This window comes from Streptomyces sp. NPDC005808 (assembly GCF_042871385.1).
Lineage (GTDB): Bacteria > Actinomycetota > Actinomycetes > Streptomycetales > Streptomycetaceae > Streptomyces.
This window is the reverse complement of record NZ_JBIAIK010000014.1, coordinates 219,754-237,161: the sequence shown is the minus strand read 5'-3', so window position 1 is coordinate 237,161 and position 17,408 is coordinate 219,754. Positions and strand designations below refer to the sequence as shown.

The 17,408-nt window shown below is 70.1% G+C and carries 17 protein-coding genes and 1 pseudogene; 13 read left to right on the top strand and 5 right to left on the bottom strand.

Annotated elements, in window-relative coordinates:
* Positions 1–2 precede the first annotated feature (2 nt).
* A pseudogene (locus ACFYPC_RS28355) lies at positions 3–836 on the bottom strand (SDR family NAD(P)-dependent oxidoreductase).
* Between the two features lie 132 nt (positions 837–968).
* Here ACFYPC_RS28355 and ACFYPC_RS28350 point away from each other — a divergent pair.
* From ACFYPC_RS28350 to ACFYPC_RS28340, 3 genes are all read left to right on the top strand, one after another.
* Positions 969–1,526: an ATP-binding protein gene (locus ACFYPC_RS28350; RefSeq protein ID WP_388681736.1), complete on the top strand. Its 558-nt coding sequence runs from the start codon at positions 969–971 to the stop codon at positions 1,524–1,526.
* 65 nt (positions 1,527–1,591) lie between these two features.
* Positions 1,592–2,095, top strand: a complete 504-nt coding sequence (locus tag ACFYPC_RS28345) for a DUF6624 domain-containing protein (RefSeq protein ID WP_388681782.1) — start codon at positions 1,592–1,594, stop codon at positions 2,093–2,095.
* A 189-nt stretch (positions 2,096–2,284) separates the two neighbouring features.
* A complete protein-coding gene (locus tag ACFYPC_RS28340) occupies positions 2,285–2,803 on the top strand; it encodes a hypothetical protein (protein WP_388681733.1) in 519 nt (172 codons plus the stop codon).
* A 114-nt stretch (positions 2,804–2,917) separates the two neighbouring features.
* Here the strand turns inward: ACFYPC_RS28340 and ACFYPC_RS28335 are convergent, their stop codons facing one another.
* Positions 2,918–3,460 carry a hypothetical protein gene (locus ACFYPC_RS28335; protein ID WP_388681731.1) on the bottom strand — a complete coding sequence of 181 codons (543 nt, stop codon included), beginning with the start codon at positions 3,458–3,460 and terminating at the stop codon, positions 2,918–2,920.
* Positions 3,461–3,728: 268 nt separating this feature from the next.
* Positions 3,729–3,935, bottom strand: a complete 207-nt coding sequence (locus ACFYPC_RS28330) for a hypothetical protein (RefSeq protein WP_388681728.1) — start codon at positions 3,933–3,935, stop codon at positions 3,729–3,731.
* Positions 3,936–4,131: 196 nt separating this feature from the next.
* Here ACFYPC_RS28330 and ACFYPC_RS28325 point away from each other — a divergent pair, with 196 nt between their 5' ends.
* On the top strand, positions 4,132–4,365 hold the full coding sequence (locus tag ACFYPC_RS28325; RefSeq protein ID WP_388681725.1) for a chaplin: 234 nt from the start codon (positions 4,132–4,134) through the stop codon (positions 4,363–4,365).
* 56 nt (positions 4,366–4,421) lie between these two features.
* On the opposite strand, the gene ACFYPC_RS28320 is transcribed toward ACFYPC_RS28325, so the two are convergent.
* A complete protein-coding gene (locus tag ACFYPC_RS28320) occupies positions 4,422–5,951 on the bottom strand; it encodes a M81 family metallopeptidase (RefSeq protein WP_388681722.1) in 1,530 nt (509 codons plus the stop codon).
* A 35-nt stretch (positions 5,952–5,986) separates the two neighbouring features.
* The gene (locus tag ACFYPC_RS28315) at positions 5,987–7,174 is read right to left on the bottom strand and encodes an ROK family protein (protein ID WP_388681720.1); all 1,188 of its coding nucleotides are present in this window, start codon (positions 7,172–7,174) and stop codon (positions 5,987–5,989) included.
* Positions 7,175–7,375: 201 nt separating this feature from the next.
* On the opposite strand from ACFYPC_RS28315, the gene ACFYPC_RS28310 reads away from it, so the two are divergent.
* The 9 genes from ACFYPC_RS28310 to ACFYPC_RS28270 all read left to right on the top strand — a co-directional run bounded on the left by ACFYPC_RS28310 (position 7,376) and on the right by ACFYPC_RS28270 (position 17,351).
* Positions 7,376–9,169, top strand: a complete 1,794-nt coding sequence (locus ACFYPC_RS28310) for a peptide ABC transporter substrate-binding protein (RefSeq protein ID WP_388681718.1) — start codon at positions 7,376–7,378, stop codon at positions 9,167–9,169.
* A 4-nt stretch (positions 9,170–9,173) separates the two neighbouring features.
* Positions 9,174–10,133 (top strand): ABC transporter permease, encoded by a 960-nt coding sequence (locus tag ACFYPC_RS28305; RefSeq protein ID WP_388681715.1) that lies wholly within the window; start codon positions 9,174–9,176, stop codon positions 10,131–10,133.
* Positions 10,130–10,999 (top strand): ABC transporter permease, encoded by an 870-nt coding sequence (locus tag ACFYPC_RS28300; protein ID WP_388681712.1) that lies wholly within the window; start codon positions 10,130–10,132, stop codon positions 10,997–10,999. Before ACFYPC_RS28305 ends, ACFYPC_RS28300 begins: the two co-directional genes overlap by 4 nt.
* The gene (locus ACFYPC_RS28295) at positions 10,996–12,660 is read left to right on the top strand and encodes a dipeptide ABC transporter ATP-binding protein (RefSeq protein ID WP_388681709.1); all 1,665 of its coding nucleotides are present in this window, start codon (positions 10,996–10,998) and stop codon (positions 12,658–12,660) included. The genes ACFYPC_RS28300 and ACFYPC_RS28295 overlap by 4 nt, the downstream gene beginning before the upstream one ends.
* A 29-nt stretch (positions 12,661–12,689) precedes the next feature.
* A complete protein-coding gene (locus tag ACFYPC_RS28290; protein ID WP_388681779.1) occupies positions 12,690–13,604 on the top strand; it encodes an ROK family protein in 915 nt (304 codons plus the stop codon).
* Positions 13,605–13,722: 118 nt separating this feature from the next.
* On the top strand, positions 13,723–14,601 hold the full coding sequence (locus ACFYPC_RS28285) for a hypothetical protein (RefSeq protein WP_388681707.1): 879 nt from the start codon (positions 13,723–13,725) through the stop codon (positions 14,599–14,601).
* A gap of 171 nt (positions 14,602–14,772) precedes the next feature.
* Positions 14,773–15,843: a glycerophosphodiester phosphodiesterase gene (locus ACFYPC_RS28280; RefSeq protein WP_388681704.1), complete on the top strand. Its 1,071-nt coding sequence runs from the start codon at positions 14,773–14,775 to the stop codon at positions 15,841–15,843.
* Between the two features lie 45 nt (positions 15,844–15,888).
* Entirely contained in the window at positions 15,889–16,140 is a 252-nt protein-coding gene (locus tag ACFYPC_RS28275; protein WP_388681702.1) for a hypothetical protein, read from the top strand.
* A gap of 11 nt (positions 16,141–16,151) precedes the next feature.
* Entirely contained in the window at positions 16,152–17,351 is a 1,200-nt protein-coding gene (locus ACFYPC_RS28270) for an SPFH domain-containing protein (protein WP_388681699.1), read from the top strand.
* Positions 17,352–17,408: the final 57 nt, after the last annotated feature.

Below are 17,408 nucleotides of genomic sequence, written 5' to 3'. Positions count from 1 at the left end.
CCTTAGTAGCCGTCGGGCGAGGGCGCGTTCTGGGCCCGGATGACGGGGAGATGTGCTCCGGAGATCCCGCTCGACCAGTCGGACAGCAGGAAAGCCACCACACGGGCGACCTCCTGGGGCGCGACCGGCTCTCCGCCCGGGAACTCCGCGGCCAGGAATCCGGCGAAGGCCTCGGGGTCCTCCCGCCGCATACGGTCCCAGCGCCTGCCCGGGATGATCATCGACCCGGGGGAGACGGCGTTCACCCGGATTCCGTCCGGAGCCAACTCCCGGGCGAGCGACGCCGCCAGGTGGATCTGCGAGGCCTTCGCGACCCCGTACTGGACGGGCGGACCGCGCTTTCAGCCGGAGATCGACGAGATCACCACGACCGACCCGCCGGCGGCGGCCCGCAGATGCGGGACCGCGGCGCGCAACAGCCGTGCCGTACGGCCGACGTTCACCTCCCAGGTGGCCGCCCGGTCCGCGACGCGCGCCTGCACGAAGGAGCCCCCGTGAGATCCGCCCGTGCAGGCCACCACCCCATCGAGACCGCCAAAACGTTTCGCCGCGGCCGTGACAAAGGCCTCGAGACGCTCCGGTTCGGTGACGTCGAGCGGTTGGGTGAACAGTGGAGCGTCCAGCGAGTCGGCCAGTGCCGCAAGACCGAGCGGGGTGCGGGCACAGGTCGCCACCTGTGCACCCTCGGCTGCCGGCAGCCGCACGATCTGCTCGCCGAGCCCCCGGGTGCCCCCGGTGACCAGTACCCGCTTGCCGAGCACGCCGGGCCACCCGGTGCCACCGCTTCGGCGCACCTCGGCCCGGCCCCCGCTCACGTCCCTCACCCGGTCGAACATGCCTGCCACGCCACTACGGGCCAGCAACCGGACAACCCCTGTTCCCCCTGGTCCTGGCCCTGGTCCGGCGTGTTGGCTGCAGAAGCAGCCATCGAGACCGTCCCCCACCGTGCTGCACTCGAAGGAGGACCGATGACGGCATCCAGGGCGCATCGCCGCGGGCCGTCGCCCTCACTGGCGCGTGACGTCCACCCGGCCGATGACCACGCACCGGCGGGGCGGAGCCGGCCCGCCGAGGCCGCCGTCGTGAGTCCGGTTGCGCCACTGATCCCGGAGAGCAGGACCCACCTCCTGCGGACGACGGTCCCCGCCCACCCGTCACGCGCGTCAGGCGTGCGGTCCATGGTTGCCGAGTACCTGATGCGTCTGCGGGTGCCGGCAGAGACCGTTGACAACGCTGTCCTGGCGACGGGCGAGCTGTTCGCCAACGCCATCAGACACGGCAGCCACCCCGGCGTCGGCGACTCGATCACCGTCACCGTGGAGTGCAGCCGACGCGACCTGCGCGTGACGGTCGCCGACCGCTCGTCCGCGCTGCCGTGTCCCCGTACGGCGGAAAGAGCCGAGGAGTCGGGACGCGGACTGGCCATCGTGGCCGCACTGGCCGACGACTGGGGCATCGCGCCGCCCGAACCCGGTACCACGGGCAAGAGGGTGTGGTTCGCGCTGGTCCTTCAGGAGACGCGATGAAGGGTTCCTCAGGTCACCTTGCCGTCAGTCGTGACGAGCGGCGGGACCGGGTGGGGGCACACAGCATGGTTCCGGCGCTCGCGACGGCTCTCGCCGGAGAACTGGAGCGCAGGGCTGACGAGGAGCGTCGCCTGATGCGGCAGGCCGGGGCGAACCCCGGCCCGCGGTCCCGCCGTGCCGTCGACGAACGCCGCGGAGCCAACGCGGCGGCCCTCAGAACGATCGTCGACCACCATGGCTGGCCGGCCGCCGACCTGGTCGGCGCTCCCGCCTCGACGGCAGCCCTCATGATCCTTCTGCACGCCCCGGACCTCAATTTCCAGCTCAGGTGCCGTGATCTGATCGCGCAGGCCGCGGCGGACGGGCGCTGCCCCGCCCTGCACCACGCCTACATCGCCGACCATTGCGCCGTCGAACAGGGGCAGCCGCAGTTCTACGGCACCCGCGTCGATCCGGTGACCCTGCGCCCGTATCCGGTCCGCCGGCCCCAGACCCTCGACGAGCGTCGCCACGACGTCGGACTGGCTCCGCTCGACGAGCAGATGCGGACGCTGCGCGCGGGCGAGTGAGACGCCGCGGAACGTGATGTGCGGCACGTGAGGAAAGGCCGGCGAACCGCCCCGGGAAGGATTGTGGCTGCGCACGGCTTGATCGCCGATCAAGCAAAGGGAATTCCCTGGCCACCGCATGTCCCGCTCATTTGACACTGCGTCGAGAGCACAGATAAGAAGCAGCTCTCTGAGGTGGAGAGGTGCACTGTGCGCGAGCTGAACGTGGTCGGGGACTGGCAGGAGTACGAGGAGCATGCCGGCCTCCGCGTCCGCGTCCACGGCGTCGAGAAGGCGGAGCCACCGCGTGGGCGTGACGACGCCGCCGAGGAACTCACCTACTTCCGGTTTCGTGTCACCGTCGAAAATCGCACGAGTGAGCGTTTCGGTATTCATCTCGAAGACGGTCAGATCGATATCCGCGTCGGCGACGACGGCGAGAGCGCGTTCCTCGACTGGCGGAACTCACAGTTCATCGAGGGCTACGACATCTACCCGCTGCGCCGGGCCACCTCCGTCCTGTACGCGGCTTGCCCCGACGCCCGGCTTTCGCGGGTGGACATCCAGATCCAGCTCAAGGTCGACGAGGAGTGGACCGAGCGGTATCTGTGGGCCGGCGACATCGCCTCTTGCGAGCTTGCGGTGGACGCCGGCGAGCGTCCCGACACGGGCAGGGACAGCCTGGCCTGCCAGGTGAGCAACTTTCTGCGGAAGGAAGCGGGGTCGTGAACGCCGCGTTCCCGCGGCCGTGGCGCCCCCGCCTTCGGCATGCCGCAATCGTCTCGGGCGCGGTCCGCGTCTCCTGAGCCACATGGCCCGCCGGGCCGTGCTCAGTCTCCGTGCTCAGTGTTCCGCGGCCGGGTTTCCCTCGACCCACTGGATGAGGAGTTGGCGCACGTAGGGGTTGCCCTCCTGGGCGGCATGCGCCAGCCGCTCCGAGCCCGCCCGCGCCGCTCGCCAGGCCGCCGGTGTGTCCTCCGCGTGGGCGTGGTCCGCTGCGCCGAGTGCGTCGGCTGCGAGGCCTCGCAGCTCCTCGGACAGATCGTCGTCGGCCGCGGCCCGGTGCGCCTCCAGACGAAGAGCTGCCATGTCCTGGGAGGAGGCGGAGGGCAGCGCCAGGGGCTGGGCGTACCCGCTGACGGCGATGACGACACAGAAGGTGGCGACGTCCTGGCGGCTCTCGCGCTGTCCCTTGGCGACGGCGGGCGCGAGCCATTTCGGTGCTCTCCAGTGGGAGACGGACGTGGCCACGAGGAGGGCGACGGCGAGCACCACGAGGGGAATCCAGCCACCCAGGGAGAATCCGACAGGCCCGAGCACCAGGAAGCAGACCCCGCTGAGCATCCAGATACGACGGCGGCCGAGTCTCAGGTGTCGGGGATCCATACGGTTCAGTGTCGCAGGAGAGCCCGTTCCGAAGTGAGGGGGCGGAGGATTTTGCGTCAGGGCTCACCGCCCCACCAGGTAGGTCCGGATCAGGACAGTTTGCGGCGCACCCGTCCTCCTGCACAGCGCTGTCCGATGGTCGACCGTCAACCTGGACGAACGGATGCGCTCCATGCCCCGCTTGCCGCCCCAACTCCATGCGGGCGTACGAGGTTCGGCCGAGCGCCGGAGGGTTCCGGCCCCTTGGGGTGACTCGCGACCTCGGACCCTAGGGCAGCAGCTTGTCGAGGGCCGAGGGTCCCTCCGCCGTCAGTTTGCGCTCGGCCCAGGCGAGGTTCCTCGGGGTGATGTCACGGCCCGCGGCGAGTACCAGGTCCTCGGGCGTCACATCGCCTCCGGAGCCGGTGTGCAGCAGCGCGTCGGGGGTCGTCGCGTCGTCGGACGGCGAGGGCGAATCGGGCTGGCTGGTTGACATGATCTCTCCCTGTTCCACCTGACCTCCTCTTACGCTACGGGCATTCCGTACGCCCCGCGCGACGCGTCCCAGGCAGGCTCGGTTCAGGCGGCCCTCGCAGGGATGCGGCCCCGTTCGGGCGTACAGCGATGTCGTCCGGCGGCTGCCGAGGTGATGGTGGAGGCACTCGCAACCCCGCGACTGATCGGAGCTTGCTATGCGTATCCGTCTGATGGCCGCCACCGGGCTGGCGGGCGCCGCCCTGCTGCTCACCGCCGGCACCGCCGCGGCCGAACCCGACCCGGTCGGTGTCGCCGTGGACAGCCCCGGTGTCCTGTCGGGCAACGTCGTCCAGATCCCCGTCGACCTCGACCTCAATGTCTGCGGCAACTCCATCAACGTGGTGGGGCTGCTGAACCCGGCCTCCGGGAACGAGTGCGTGAACCACTGACACCAGCGCGGCGCCGGGCAGGGAGACCCTGCCCGGCGGTGTGGTGCCCCGCCGGCTCAGTCGTCCTGTCCGGTGAGCGGCTCGTTCGAGGGCGCGATGATCCGGGCAGTGAGGTCGGGGGCAGTCATGTCCGGGTCGAACGGGAACATGGGGCGGCGAATGCGGCGGTGGCCCAGGCGGACGAGGTCCTGGTCGACCCCTCCCGGAGTGAGCGCGAGTTTCCAGCCGGCGGACATGTCGAACAGTTCCGGTTCGAGGTAGCCGATCTTGACGATCACGACGTCGGCGCCGCGCGGGTCGAGCGCGAGGTCGGTGAAGTCGTGCTCATGGTGGTACGGCTTGCGCAGCCGGGTCAGGATCACGTGCACGCTGCCGACCCGCAGGACGACCTCGGTCCCGGCGTCCCGGTCCCCGTGCCGCACCGCGTGGACCACCCCGGTCATCGTGACCGGCCCGGCATGCCGGTCGTCCACCTCGGCTCCGGCCGTGACCGTGACGGTCGCACCGACGCCCGCCTTCTCGGCGACCTCGACGGCGTCCGGGCCCGGCACCGAGGCGTAGATGACCACAGGCCCGGACGGGTCCTTGAACTCCGGCCGGGCGAGCACCCGTTGGAGCCCCCAGGTGACATCTCCGGCGCCGCCGGCCGTCGGATTGTCCCCGGTGTCGCTGATGAAGTAGGGCCGGGCGTCGGGGGAGGAGGCGAGCGCCTCGTCGAGGCACTCGTCCAGTGACCCGGTCGGCGCGACGAACGCGAACGCGCGCCGCGCCTCCCAGAATCCGCGGGCCAGCCGTCCCGCGCCCGCGATGACGGCGGGCGCGGAGGAGCCGGTGACGACGACCGCGGCGCGGTTGCGCGGCTCGTCCGCCCAGGCGTATCCGACCCAGATCGCGGCGTCCAGGACGCCGTCCGTCGCCTCCACGTCGTCGACCGCGGCGTAGACGCTCCTGGCCGGTTCGATGCGCGTCGAGGTCTGCTCACCGGCCAGCAGCACGGGGACGGGGATCCAGGCCTTGACCGGCCGGGGCGCACCGGTCGTGAGCAGGTCCACGAGATTGCGCGCGGCCCGTTCCTTCGTCTCCAGATGGTCCTCGTGCGGGGCCGTCCGGTAGCAGGTGATCAGGTCGCTCATGTGGGCCAGCTCGCGCGAGACATTCCCGTGCAGGTCCATCGAGGTGGACACGATCACGTCGGGCCCGACGGTCGCGCGGACCCGGGCCAGCAGGACGGCCTCGGCGTCGTCGATGCCCTCCACCGTCATGGCGCCGTGGATGTCGTACCAGAGGCCGTCGAGGGGCGGCAGGTCCGCGAGCCTCTCGACGAGCTCGTCGCTCAGCTCGGCGAACGCTTCGACGGTCACCGTGCCGCCGGGAAGCGCCTTGCCGACGAGCGCGCCGCGCCACTCGGCGGCCTCGCGCAGCGGGGTCCCGGGCGCCAGGAACGGGTAGCGCGTCAGGACGTCCGCGCCGCGCAGCGGATGGAAGGCGGGAGCGTCGGTCCGCGCGGGCGAGAACGTCGACGACTCGATGCCGAGTCCGGCGACGGCTATGACGGGACGGGCGACGGCGGTACGGGATCGCGGCATGGCTTTCTCCTAGCGGCATGGCCCCGGGCTGGGGGTCAGGTTGCGGTCACGGTGTGGAGCGCGTGCGCCAGGGCGTGCTGGAGGGCGAACTGCCCGGCGCCGACGAGCCCGGCGTCCGCCCCGAGGCTCGCCCGCTCGATCACCAGGTGCTTGGTCACCAGCGGATGGCAGCCCTCGTACAGCTGACTGCGTACGGCGGCGACGAACGGTTCCAGGGTGGAGACGATGCCCCCGAGGTACACGGCGTCGGGGTTGAAGAAGTTGACGTTCGCGGCCAGCACCATGCCGAGGTACCGGCCGGCCTGGCGGACGGCGCGGGTCGCCTCCGGGTCGGCGTCGGACGCGAGGCGGACCACGTCCTCGACCGAGGTGACGTCGAGGCCCCTCTCGCGCAGGATGCGGACCAGGGCGGCGCCCGAGGCGACGGTCTCCAGGCAGCCGGTGTTGCCGCAGGAGCACGGGATGGCGTGGCCCGCTTCGACCCGTACGTGGGTGATCTCGCCCGCGGCGCCGGATCCGCCCCGGTACAGCCGCCCGTCGACGATGACGCCTGCGCCGATGCCGGAACCCGTCTTCACCATGATCGACTGGCGTCGCCCGGCGGGCTGGACGCTGTGCTCGCCCACGGCCATGCAGTTGGCGTCGTTCTCGATCGCGACCGGAACGCCGAAGCGGTCCTCCAACCAGGCCCGGATGGGGAAGCTGTTCCAGCCGGGCATGCGCGCCGGGAGTGTCACGACGCCCGACTCGACGTCGACCGGACCCGGCAGACAGAGGCCGACGCCTCTGAGCAGGTGCCGGCCGTGCTGCTCGGCGAGCGCCTCCAGTGTCTCGGCGAGCCCGGGAAGCGCGGCCTCCGGCCCGTCCGCCGTCGGGAACGGCACCGTCGAGACATCGGTGATCCCGCCACCGGGGAGTACGACACCGACGTGGGCGTGTCTGCCGCCGAGTTCGGCGGCGATCGCGAACCCCTCGCTGCCGCCGAGGCGCAGCACCTTGCGCGGGCGGCCTCCGGTGGAGGAGCGCGTGCCCTCCTCCGCGACGAGCCCGAGGGCGACGAGCTGGCCGACCGTGAGCGAGATCGTCGACGGCGCGGCGCCGAGCAGTTCGGCGAGCTCGGTGCGGGTGGTGGCCTGCCCGGAGGCGAGCAGTTCGAGGACCCGCTCGGACAGCGACGAGACGCCGGTGACGCCCCTGCGGTGCGTCGGGCTCCGGTCAGGCATGGGTTTTTTCAGTCATGGGCGAAATAACCTCCGACGTGGGGTCCGAGGCGATGAGAGTACGTCCAGAACCGGCTCTTCCACTTTTTTCAGAACAGCAGAAACAGGCTTTTTACAGGAACGCGTCTGTTTCTTCGACCAGTCGGGTCGTTGACTGACTCCCGCCACCCGTCGTCGTTTCCCCTGCGGATCCTGAGGAGAGCCATGTCCCCTGCTCGCACGACACTTGTCGCCGGTGCCGTCGTTACGGCGGGCGCACTGCTGCTCGCCGGATGCTCAGGATCGGGCGGTACGTCGTCCGCGTCCCCCGACACCATCAACTACGCGCTGCCCGCGAACTTCACCCCGAACTGGATCCTGCCGATCGGCACCGCGGCCCACCTCAACACCAACAACAGCTCCATCTCCGACAGCCTGTGGGAGCGCCTGGTCGCGTACGACGGTTCGACCGGCAAGGTCGCCTGGAACAAGAAGGCGTCGATAGCCACCGCCGCCGACTTCGCGTCCGACGGCAAGAGCGTCAAGATCACGCTCGGCGACCGCACCTGGAGCGACGGCAAGCCGATCACCTCGCGCGATGTCGAGTTCTGGTTCAACCTCATCAAGGCGAACAAGGACGAGTGGGCCGGCTACAACCCCGGCAAGGCGCCGGACGACTGGACCTCGCTCAGGACCGTCGACGACCGTCACTTCACGATCACGTTCGACAAGGCCTACAACTCGCAGTGGATGCTCGCCAACGAGCTGAACGACATCCACCCGCTGCCACAGCACGCCTGGGACAAGACGAGTGCCACGGCCGCGGTGTCGGACGCCGACCGGACGACCGCGGGCGCCAAGCAGGTGTGGACCTACCTCAACGATGCCGCGAAGAACATCTCCGGGTACGAGAAGGACTCGCTGTGGAAGACCATCAGCGGCCCGTACTCGGTCAAGTCCTTCTCGACCTCCGGCAAGGTCGTGCTCGCCGCCAACAAGAAGTACGACGGCGGTGAGAAGCCCGGCATCGCGACCGTGAACCTGCTTCCGTTCACGACGGCCGACGCCGAGAAGAACGCGCTGCGCTCCGGGAGCGTCGACTACGGCTACATCGAGGCGACCGACCTCGACCAGGAGGACAGCTTCACCGCGCAGGGCTACACGGTGAAGCCGTGGTCCGGCTGGGCGATCACGTACATGCCGTACAACTTCAACAACCCCTCCATGGGTGCCGTGTTCAAGCAGCTGTACGCGCGCCAGGCGGTCCAGAAGTCGATCGACCAGGACAGTCTGGCGAAGGTCATCTTCAACGGGACCGCCGTCCCGGGCTACGGCCCGATCCCGCAGGGCCAGTCCTCGGACTTCCTCTCGCCGACGCAGAAGAACAACCCGTACCCGTTCTCGACCTCGGCGGCCAAGTCGCTTCTGATCAGCCACGGTTGGACCGAACAGGACGGCGTCATGGTCTGCACGGACGCCGGCAGTGGTGCCTCGCAGTGCGGCGCAGGCGTCGCCAAGGGCACCAAGTTCCAGATGGAGGTGCTGTCGCAGTCCGGCTCGACGGTCACCGACAACATGATGAGCGCGATCCAGTCCTCGCTGGAGAAGACCGGGATCAAGTTCACCATCAAGACCGCGCCCGTGAACTCGGTGCTGTCCCAGACCCCGCCGTGCACCGCGGGCGAGTCGGTCTGCAAGTGGCAGCTCTCGTTCTTCGGCACCGCGGGCAGCTGGTACTTCAACGCCTTCCCCACCGGTGACTCGCTCTTCCAGACCAAGGGCGGCTCGAACTTCGGCAACTACTCCAACCCGGAGGTCGACCAGCTGATCTCCGCGTCCACGACGTCGAACGACGCGCAGGCGGTGCAGGACTACAGCGCGGCCGTGGCGAAGGACCTGCCGGTCATCTGGCTGCCGGAGCCCGACTACCAGATCTCGGTCGTCAAGGAAGGCCTCGGCGGCTTCTCGCAGGACTCGCTCGCCAACTTCCACCCGGCCCAGTGGAAGTGGAACAGCTGACCGCATGGAGACACTCCTCTACCTGGCCCGGCGCGTCCTGCAGTCCCTCGCCGTGATCCTCATCGTGACCGTGGTCGTCTTCTGCCTCCTGCACGCGCTGCCCGGGGGTCCCGCACGCGGGATCCTCGGCCCGCAGGCCACGGCCCAGCAGATCGCGCAGTTCAACCACGAGCAGGGCCTGGACCGTTCACTGCCCGTGCAGTACGTCTACTACCTGAGCAACCTCCTGCACGGCGACCTCGGCACGTCGTTCACCCTGAACGAGGCGGTGTCGCGGCTCATCGAGCAGCGCCTCCCCAAGACCCTCGTCCTCACCGTGCTGTCCGCGGTGGTCGGGCTCGCGCTCGCGATCCCGCTCGGCATGTGGCAGGCGGTCCGGCGCAACAAGCCGGCGGACTACGTCATCACGACACTGAGCTTCGTCGCGTACGCGACCCCGGTGTACTTCCTCGGCCTCGTGCTGGTCCTCGTGTTCACCCAACTCCTGCCCTGGTTCCCCTCGCAGGCACCCCAGGGAGACACCCTCGGGCAGGTGCTCGCGCAGCCGAACGCGCTCGTCCTGCCGGTCGTCGCCGGAGCCGCTTCCATGGTCGCCGTGTTCAGCCGGTACATGCGCGCCGCGACCCTGGAGAACCTCTCCGAGGACTACGTACGGACCGCGCGGGCCGGTGGCGCACGGCCGCGCGCCATCCTGTGGCGGCATGTGTTCCGCAACTCGCTCACGCCGGTCATCGCGATGCTCGGCTACTACATCCCGGTGCTCTTCGGCGGCGCGCTCGTGGTCGAACAGCTCTTCAACTACCCAGGGATGGGGCTGCTGTTCTGGAGCGCCGCGCAGTCCTCCGACTATCCGGTCCTGCTCGGCTGCGTCCTCGTCATCTCCGTCGCGACCGTCATCGGCACCCTGCTCGCCGACATCGTCCAGCGGATCGTCGATCCCCGAGTGAAGGCGGGCCGGACATGAGCGCCGTACTGACCGTGGAAACCGTCGCCGGGTACAGCCTCTCCGTACGCCGGTTCACGCGGAACAAGCTCGCCGTGGCGGGACTGGCCGTGGTCGTGCTCTTCCTGCTCTTCTGCTTCCTCGGCCCGCTGCTCTACTCGACCGACCAGACCCACACGGACCTCACACAGGTGAATCTGGCGCCCAGCGGCGCCCATCTGCTCGGCACCGATGCCGTCGGACACGACGAGCTCGGTCGGCTCATGTTCGGCGGCAAGGTGTCCCTTCTCGTCGGCCTCGCGGCCGGCATCCTCGCGACCGTCATCGGCACACTCTGGGGAGCGATCGCGGGATACGCGGGAGGCTGGATCGACGCGGTCATGATGCGCGTCGTCGACGCCGGCATCGCCATCCCGGCGCTCTTCATCCTCCTCGTGGTCTCCGCCATCACGACCCCGGACACCTGGGGCCTCGTCCTCATCCTCGGTCTGGTGTCGTGGCTCGTGCCCTCTCGCCTCATCCGGGCCGAGACACTCACCCTCAAGGGCAGGGACTATGTGTTGACCCTCCGCGCCATCGGGGGCACGCACGGCCGGGCGATCGCCCGGCACATCCTGCCCAACTCGGTCTCGACGATCGTGGTGGCGGCGACGTTCCAGGTCGCGGACGCCATCCTGCTCGTCGCCTACGTGTCCTACCTGGGCCTGGGAGTCCAGCCACCGGCCACCGACTGGGGCGGAATGCTGTCGGCCGGTCTCACCGCCGCCTACTCCGGCCGCTGGTGGCTCATCGTGCCGCCCGGCCTCGCCATCATCGTCGTCGTCTGCGCGTTCAACGCGATCGGCGACGGCCTGCGCGACGCCTTCGACGTACGGGGGCGCGGATGACCGCCGACATCCTGCGGATCGAGAACCTGGGCGTCACCTTCTCGACCGAGACGGGAGACGTGCCCGCCGTACGCGATGTGTCGCTGCACGTGCGGCCCGGTGAAACGCTCGCCCTCGTCGGCGAGTCCGGCTCCGGCAAATCGACGGTCGCGCTCGCCGCGATGGGGCTGCTGCCCGGCAGCGCCCGCGCCACGGGCCGTTGCCTGGTCGACGGGACCGACGTGATCGCCACCGCCGAGGCCGACCTCAGGGACCTCCGGGGCCGTACGGCGTCGATGGTGTTCCAGGAACCGGCGACAGCGCTCGATCCGCTGACCCGGATCGGCGCGCAGATAGCCGAAGTCGTACGCAACCACCGGCCCCTCACTTTTAAGGAGGCGGCCCGCGAGGCGGTCGAACTCCTGCGCCGCGTAGGCATCCCGGACCCGGAGACAAGAGCGTCCGCGTTCCCCTTCCAGCTCTCCGGCGGACAGCGGCAGCGCGTGGTCATCGCCATGGCGATCGCGAACGCGCCGAGCCTGCTCATCGCGGACGAGCCCACCACCGCGCTCGACGTCACCGTGCAGGCCGAGATCCTCGACCTGCTGCGCGCACTGGCCGCCGACTCCGGCACGGGAGTTCTGCTCGTCACGCACAACATGGGGGTCGTGGCGGACTTCGCCGACCGCGTCGCCGTGATGCTCCAGGGAGAGGTCGTGGAGACCGGGCCGGTGGAGGAAGTTCTGCTGCGCCCCACGCACGAGTACACCAAGCGGCTGCTCGATGCGGTGCCGCGGTTGACGGTCGCCGAGCCGGGAGCGGTGCGGGAAAGCCCCGTCCAGGTTCGGCCTTCCGCCGACCCGGTGGTGGACCTGCGGGAGGTGTCGGTGCGGTTCGGCCGCGGACCGCGGGCGGTGCGGGCGCTGAGCGACGTCTCGCTCACGGTCCGGCCCGGCGAGACCGTCGGCCTCGTCGGTGAGTCCGGCTCGGGCAAGTCGACCGCGGCCCGGGTCGCCCTCGGCCTGCTGTCGCCGTCGTCCGGTTCGGTCGCGCTCTTCGGCGCCGATCTCGGCCGGACCAGGGGGCGGGCCCGCCGCGCCCTGCTCTCCGGCGTCGGTGTGGTCCTCCAGGACCCGGTGGCCTCCCTCGACGCCCGGATGAGCGTGGGGGAGTGCGTCGCAGAGCCCCTGCGTGTCCACCGCCGCGGTATGTCTTCGGCGGAGCGCCGGGCCCGGGTCGGGGACGTACTCGAACGCGTCCGGCTGCCGAGGGACTTGGCGCAGCGCGGCCCGCGCGAGCTGTCGGGCGGCCAGCGCCAGCGGGTGAGCCTCGCCCGCGCACTGGTCCTCGATCCGCGGTTGCTGGTCGCCGACGAGCCGACGAGCGCGCTCGACGTGAGCGTGCAGCGGTCCGTACTGGAAGTGATCGCCGAGCTCCAGGACGAACTGGGTTTCGCCTGTCTGTTCGTGTCCCACGACCTCGCCGTCGTACAGCAGTTCGCGCAGCACGTCGTCGTCATGCGTGCCGGGCGCATCGAGGAGGAGGGCAGTACCGCGACCACGCTCCTGCACCCCAGGACGGACTACACACGCCGGCTCATCGCCGCCGTGCCCGTGCCCGACCCGGTCCTGCAACGCCGCCGGCGCGAGGAACGGCAGGCCGTCCCGGGGGTGAAGGCGTGAGCGCCTCCGAGGCCGGCCCGGCGCCCGAGGTGTTCGCAGGTGTCGACATCGGCGGTACGACCACCCAGGTCCTGCTCTGTACGGCCGACCTCGACGTGGTCGACTCCACGGAGGTGCCGACACCGGCGAGCGAGGGCGGGCAGGCGATGGTCCGCGCCGCGCTCGACGCACTCGGCGTCCTCCGGGCCAGGGTGCCCGCACGACTGCGCGGCATCGGCGTCGGCGCCGCCGGCATCGTGGACAGCCGCGCCGGGCGCATCCTCGTGGCGAGCGACTCCTTCAAGTCCTGGGCCGGCTTCGCGGTGACAGCGACCCTGGAGGAGGCGCTCGGCGTGCCGGCCTTCCTCGACAACGACGTGAACGCCTTCCTCCGCGGCGAGGCGGTCAAGGGCGCGGTCAGGGGCGAAGCGTTCGTGCTCGGGATGACCCTCGGTACGGGCGTCGGCGGTGCGCTGTGGCTGAACGGCGAACTGCTCGACGGCCCGCACGGAGCGGCGGGCGAGGTGGGTCACGTCCCGGGCTTCGGAGACCTGCCCTGCACCTGCGGTGGCCGCGGCCACCTGGAGACACTCGCCTCCGGCCGCGCGATCCGGGCGCGCTACGGCGAGCGGACCGGACGGCTTCTCAGCGCACGAGGTGTCGCGGAGGCGGCGGTCGACGGTGACCCCGACGCGATCGCCGTGTACGAGGCCGCGGGCGCGGGAGTGGCGCGCGCGATCCTGATCACGGCGGGCCTGGCCGACATCACGACGGTCGTGATCGGCGGCGGAGTCAGCGGGGCATGGGATCTGCTCCAGCCATCGATACGGGCCGCACTCGCCGCCGAGCCGCCGGTCAGCGGGCATCCGGTCCGGGTCGTACGGGCCGGGCTCGGAAACGGGGCGGTCGCGATCGGGGCCGCGTCCCGTGCGCGTACAGAACTCGGCGTGGTCGCACAGGTGTAACTGCCGTTTCCTGGATACCGAGTTGACGCCTGGCGTTCCCTGCATTGGTTTGTACATGTCCATGGTTCCAGGCCAGACTGTGCGCCGAACCAGCGCCCCCCACCGAGGAGAAGACCCCATGCGCATGCTCGCCCGGCAACGTTGTCACGCGGCCCTGGCCGGTCTTGTCACGCTCGCCACGGCCGGTGTCCTCACCGTCTCCGCCACCGTGCCCGCCGCCGCCGCGGACACCTGGACCGAGGTGGGCTCGGACCGCGCCGACGCGCTGGCCGAGAGCCAGGGCCTGACCTCGGTCGAGGTGCCGGCCGGAAGCCCCAACCGCTACACCGGGGTCGGCACCATACCCATCGACGTCTACGCCCGCGGCTGGAACCACGTCGGCGACCCGGACGCCTCCTACAACGGCTACTACATCGAGCCGTACCAGGCCGACGGCGGCACCGCCAAGATGTTCCGGGTGCAGGCGCCGGGCGGCGCGTGGTCGGAGTACGTCCACACGCTCAACTCCGGGGAGGCGCTGAACAACTCCTGGGTCACCATCTCCCCGAGCGGCTCGTGGATGGTCAACGGCGAGTACGGCACCATGACCAGATTCTTGGTCTTCCCGACGCCGGGCGTGAACTCGAGCACCTCGCCCTCGGCGAACCTCCCGCAGGCGTCCACCGTCACGCTCGACCATGCCGTACGTGACGTACAGGGCTGCGACTTCGTCACCTCGACGCAGTTGCTCTGCTCGTCCGACGACCCGGCGGGCACGCTCTTCGGCATCACCAAGCCGCTGCTCCAGATCGACCTGTCCGCCGAGCCGGGCAGCACCAACGTGACCGGTCACGTCACGGCCCTGCGTCAACTCCCGCTGCGCAGCGGCTGCACGGGCACCTTCGAAGCGGAGGGCATCGATTACGACCGGCGCACCAGCACCCTGCGCGTGATCGTCCTGTCGCCGAGCATCTGCGTCCTGAGCGACAGCATGACCTACAAGTTCACCAAGAGCTGAGCAGCGCCGCCGCGGGGTGTCCGAGGGGATGCGCGGTGCCCAACTGCCTGGATTTAAGCCAGGCTTCGCCCCGCCACCATCTCGGACCCTCCCCGGCGAGGCCACCTCGCTCCATACTGTGGGCCGAATTCGGCACGGACCCGTGAACGGACCGAAAAGGATGGCCCACTCATGATCGGATGGCGCACCTCAGTCGTTACGGGCACGCTCGCCCGCACCGCGGCCCTGGCCTGCACCGCGGGCGTCCTCGCGGCACCTGCAAGCGCGAGCGAGCGGCACGGGCCCAAGCCCGGAGTCTTCGACCTGCAGGCGCACCGCGGCGGGCTCGGACTGCGGCCGGAGAACACGCTCGCCTCCTTCGCCCACGGCCTGGAGACCGGCGTGAGCACCCTGGAACTGGATGTCCAGATCACCAAGGACGGCCAGGCGGTGGTGACCCACGACCGGCGGGTCACCGGCACCAAGTGCCAGGACACGGCGCCCGTTGTCCCGGACGACCCGCAGTACCCGTACGTCGGGAAATACGTGAACACCCTCACCCTCGCCCAGGTCAGGACGCTGGACTGCGGTTCCCTGACGCTGCCCGCCTTCCCCGAGCAGGTGGCGGCTCCCGGCGCCCGGATGCCCCTGCTCCGCGAGGTGTTCGACCTGGTGAAGAGCTACCGCGCCCACGACGTCAAGCTCAACGTCGAGACGAAGGTGGAGGCGGGCGCGCCCACCGAGACCGCACCGCGCGAGCAGTTCGTGCAGGTCACCGCCCGTGAGATCCGCCGGGCCCACATGCTGCGCCAGGTGACCGTCCAGAGCTTCGACTGGGGCGCCCTGATGGCGATGCACAAGGTGGAGCCAAGGCTGCCGCTGGTGGCGCTGGACAACAAGGACTTCCTCCAGGTCGGCCGACCCGGCGCCTCCCCCTGGCTCGGCGGCATCGACATCGACGACTTCGGCGGCGACCCCCTCGAAGCCGTCAGGTCCTTCGGCGCGAGTGCCTATTCGCCGGTTCACGGCAGCCCGCAGAACGGCCAGGTCACCGACCCCGACTACGTGCCCTACGTCACCGCTCGCATGGTCGACGAGGCGCACCGTCTCGGCCTCAAGGTGATCCCCTGGACCATCGACGACCCGGCCACCATGAACAAGCTCATCGACGACGGCGTCGACGGTCTGATCACCGACTACCCGGACCGGCTGCGCAGCCTGCTGGCCGAGCGGGGCCTCAAACTGCCCAAGCAGTATCGGTAGGTCTACAGTCGACAGGACAACCCGACTGATGGGGGGTTTCCGGCGGTGGTGCAGGATGAGGCCGTGATCGGCCGCACGGGGGAGCTGATCATCGGCACGCGCGGAACCGCCGGTCCCGGCGAGATCCTGGTGCGCGTCAGAGGCGGCTCCGAGACCTTTCTCGCCTGGTCCCAGGAGCCCCTGCCGACGGGAGCGACGGTGCTCGTGATCGAGTCCCGGGGCTGCCGTGCGGTCGACGTCATCAAGTGGGCCGATCCGCTGGATGTACTGGGCGACGGCCACGCCGACGCCGGCTGAGGAGGACAAGCATGTTTGGTTACCGCGTTCCCGCTCCCGACGAGGCGATGCTGATCTCGGGAGGCAGGCGGGGACTGGGCGGCGCGCCCTTCCGGGTGGTGACGGGGCACGGCAAGTTCGTGCTCCCGGTCTTCCGCAAGACCCGCTTCCTCACGCTGTCGATGTGCGAGGCCGAAGTCACCGAGACCTGTGTCACCAGGCAGGGCATCTCGCTGCACGTCCGTGCCGTCATCGCCTTCAAGGTCGGCAACGACACGGAGAGCATCATCAACGCGGGGCAGCGCTTCCTCTCCGACCAGGAACAGATGTCGGTGCTGACCGGCCGGATCTTCGCCGGGCATCTGCGCTCCATCATCGGCTCGATGACGGTCGAGGAGATCGTCACCGAGCGGCAGAAGCTCGCCGCGGAGGTCCTGGACACCTCGAAGATCGAGATGGCGAAGATCGGCCTGATCGTGGACTCGCTGCAGATCCAGTCGATCGACGACGGCGACACCGGCTATATCGAGGCCATGTCCGCTCCGCACAAGGCGGCCATCCAGCGGCAGGCCCAGATAGCCCAGGCCCAGGCCACCCAGGCCTCGGTGGAGGCGGAGCAGGTCGCCGCGCGCAACCAGGCCGAGTACGCCCGGCAGACCGCGATCGTGAAGGCGGAGTACTCGGCCGAGGTGGACCGCGCCCAGGCGCAGGCCGCGCAGGCCGGACCGCTGGCGCAGGCCCACGCGCAGCAGGAGGTGCTCGCCGCTCAGACCGAACTGGCCGAGCGCGCCGCCAAGTTGCGGCAGCAGCAGCTGGTGGCCGAGATCGTGAAGCCCGCCGAGGCCGAGGCCGAGCGCATCCGGGTGCTCGCCATCGCGGAGGCGGAGCGCATGAAGATCCAGGCCGCGGCCGCCGCGTCGTACGACCGCGTCGCCCTCGACCGGATGCTGATCGACCAGCTCCCGCTCATCGTGAAGGAAGCGGCGGGCGGCCTCGCAGGCGCCAACGTCAATGTCCTCAACGGCGCTGACGGCCTCGGTGAGATCGCCGCGGGCCTGGTCGCCCAGGGCCTGACGATCCTGGACTCCGTCCGCCAGAACCTGAACGGCCAGAACAGCGACAGCAGCGCCGAGAAGGTCAAGGGGCTGCTGGAGCTGCAGGGGTTTTCGGGTACGTCGGGGAAGGACACCGACGAAGGGGAGCGGGAGGACGGCCCCGGCAACGCCCGCTAGGGCGGTTTCGGTGCGACCGCGCGAACAGCGGGACCGCGCTCCGCAGTTGACGCTACG

Excerpts from the sequence above, each read along its gene's own strand:
- ACFYPC_RS28345 (WP_388681782.1), top strand. The coding sequence starts at position 1,592 with ATGGTTCCGGCGCTCGCGACGGCTCTCGCCGGAGAACTGGAGCGCAGG.
- ACFYPC_RS28285 (WP_388681707.1), top strand. The coding sequence starts at position 13,723 with ATGCGCATGCTCGCCCGGCAACGTTGTCACGCGGCCCTGGCCGGTCTT.
- ACFYPC_RS28305 (WP_388681715.1), top strand. The coding sequence starts at position 9,174 with ATGGAGACACTCCTCTACCTGGCCCGGCGCGTCCTGCAGTCCCTCGCC.
- ACFYPC_RS28280 (WP_388681704.1), top strand. The coding sequence starts at position 14,773 with ATGATCGGATGGCGCACCTCAGTCGTTACGGGCACGCTCGCCCGCACC.
- ACFYPC_RS28325 (WP_388681725.1), top strand. The coding sequence starts at position 4,132 with ATGCGTATCCGTCTGATGGCCGCCACCGGGCTGGCGGGCGCCGCCCTG.
- ACFYPC_RS28320 (WP_388681722.1), bottom strand. The coding sequence starts at position 5,951 with ATGCCGCGATCCCGTACCGCCGTCGCCCGTCCCGTCATAGCCGTCGCC.
- ACFYPC_RS28270 (WP_388681699.1), top strand. The coding sequence starts at position 16,152 with ATGTTTGGTTACCGCGTTCCCGCTCCCGACGAGGCGATGCTGATCTCG.
- ACFYPC_RS28315 (WP_388681720.1), bottom strand. The coding sequence starts at position 7,174 with ATGCCTGACCGGAGCCCGACGCACCGCAGGGGCGTCACCGGCGTCTCG.
- ACFYPC_RS28330 (WP_388681728.1), bottom strand. The coding sequence starts at position 3,935 with ATGTCAACCAGCCAGCCCGATTCGCCCTCGCCGTCCGACGACGCGACG.
- ACFYPC_RS28350 (WP_388681736.1), top strand. The coding sequence starts at position 969 with ATGACGGCATCCAGGGCGCATCGCCGCGGGCCGTCGCCCTCACTGGCG.
- ACFYPC_RS28310 (WP_388681718.1), top strand. The coding sequence starts at position 7,376 with ATGTCCCCTGCTCGCACGACACTTGTCGCCGGTGCCGTCGTTACGGCG.
- ACFYPC_RS28300 (WP_388681712.1), top strand. The coding sequence starts at position 10,130 with ATGAGCGCCGTACTGACCGTGGAAACCGTCGCCGGGTACAGCCTCTCC.
- ACFYPC_RS28335 (WP_388681731.1), bottom strand. The coding sequence starts at position 3,460 with ATGGATCCCCGACACCTGAGACTCGGCCGCCGTCGTATCTGGATGCTC.
- ACFYPC_RS28295 (WP_388681709.1), top strand. The coding sequence starts at position 10,996 with ATGACCGCCGACATCCTGCGGATCGAGAACCTGGGCGTCACCTTCTCG.